The organism is Pseudoalteromonas sp. 2CM36K (genome assembly GCF_023161865.1).
Classification (GTDB): domain Bacteria; phylum Pseudomonadota; class Gammaproteobacteria; order Enterobacterales; family Alteromonadaceae; genus Pseudoalteromonas; species Pseudoalteromonas tetraodonis.
In genome coordinates this window covers 1-1,534 of the sequence record NZ_JALNTK010000048.1, presented here as the reverse complement: position 1 = coordinate 1,534, position 1,534 = coordinate 1, and the positions used below count along the sequence as shown (strand labels likewise).

Below are 1,534 nucleotides of genomic sequence, written 5' to 3'. Positions count from 1 at the left end.
AACTGAGCTAATCACCCACATATAAATTAAAACGCTACTATTAAAATAAATAGTACTGGACTTTAACCAGTGAACCTTGCCGTTACTTGTAAATAACGGTGAGCTCTCTTTTTTCTAACTGAGCTAACGCCCCATATAGAATATTAGATACGACACATTAAAATGTGGTGGGTGATACTGGACTTGAACCAGTGACCCTCGCCTTGTAAGGGCGATGCTCTCCCAACTGAGCTAATCACCCACATATAAATTAAAACGCTACTATTAAAATAAATAGTACTGGACTTTAACCAGTGAACCTTGCCGTTACTTGTAAATAACGGTGAGCTCTCTTTTTTCTAACTGAGCTAACGCCCCATATAGAATATTAGATACGACACATTAAAATGTGGTGGGTGATACTGGACTTGAACCAGTGACCCTCGCCTTGTAAGGGCGATGCTCTCCCAACTGAGCTAATCACCCGCATCTAAACAACACCACATTGCTGCGTTGTTGTGGGGCGCTATTATAGATAGAGTTGCAAATGTGTCAACACTTGAATGATAAAAATGTGCTGAATGAAGCTTTTATAAACAATACAGTGCGAACGGTGTTCACTTTATCAACAAACTAATATTAAACGAACAATTGTTAAGCTTAATGTTTATTTAAAGTCGGCGGCGTAGACTAAATAGATATCATTGGTGGTGGGATAAACAATAAAATATTTATGTAATAAAAGGCTAACTTTCAATAATTGTATTGCGTGATACAAATTAGCGGGTAATAAAAGTTATTTAAAGTTTAACATGCCAATGAACAGCGCTTTTTTAGTAGTAAAACAGCACCAAGCTAATTTGCATATAAATGTATACCCTTTAAATCATATTCAAACTCATATTATCGGTTGAATAGGGTACTCAGTCGTATACATGTGGCGAGTACAACAACGTAAAGCGCAACGTGACATCTAAATTAGTATGAAAATCTGTTTTTTAGCACGTATGATAGCCAGTTTGTTGAAATTTAAACCATTTAAATAATGTCGCATAAAAAACTGTTGACTTTATTTTGGGGGGTGCATAGAATGCGCCCCGCACTAAGCGATACACGACGTGATTATTACCGAGCGTATTGAATAAGTTGGGGCTATAGCTCAGCTGGGAGAGCGCTTCGCTGGCAGCGAAGAGGTCTGCGGTTCGATCCCGCATAGCTCCACCAATTTTTAGTGTTTGTCCTAGGGTAACAGTTTTCTGTGTCCCCATCGTCTAGAGGCCTAGGACACCGCCCTTTCACGGCGGTAACAGGGGTTCGAATCCCCTTGGGGACGCCATTTAACTTTTTAGTTAAAGGCGGTTTTACCGAGAAAATAGCGTAACACATAAAGCTCGAGTCTTTATTTGTATTATACGCCATTACCTTAAAAGCTCAGGATGTGAGTTAAACTAATCGATTGTCCTAGTGACACATACTCTGTGTCCCCATCGTCTAGAGGCCTAGGACACCGCCCTTTCACGGCGGTAACAGGGGTTCGAATCCCCTTGGGGACGCC

Annotated in this window: 5 tRNA genes; 3 read left to right on the top strand and 2 right to left on the bottom strand. The window is 40.4% G+C overall.

Annotation, left to right across the window (positions count from 1 at the left end):
• Positions 1–165 precede the first annotated feature (165 nt).
• Both MTN97_RS17760 and MTN97_RS17755 read right to left on the bottom strand, forming a co-directional pair.
• A tRNA-Val gene (locus tag MTN97_RS17760) sits at positions 166–241 on the bottom strand.
• A gap of 148 nt (positions 242–389) precedes the next feature.
• Positions 390–465: transfer RNA gene (locus tag MTN97_RS17755), tRNA-Val, on the bottom strand.
• Positions 466–1,127: 662 nt separating this feature from the next.
• Between MTN97_RS17755 and MTN97_RS17750 the strand changes: the two genes are divergently transcribed.
• The 3 genes from MTN97_RS17750 (at position 1,128) to MTN97_RS17740 (ending at position 1,532) form a co-directional block, all read left to right on the top strand.
• A tRNA-Ala gene (locus MTN97_RS17750) sits at positions 1,128–1,203 on the top strand.
• Between the two features lie 36 nt (positions 1,204–1,239).
• Positions 1,240–1,315 (top strand) — tRNA-Glu (locus MTN97_RS17745).
• 144 nt (positions 1,316–1,459) lie between these two features.
• Positions 1,460–1,532 (top strand) — tRNA-Glu (locus MTN97_RS17740).
• The last annotated feature ends 2 nt before the right edge of the window (positions 1,533–1,534 follow it).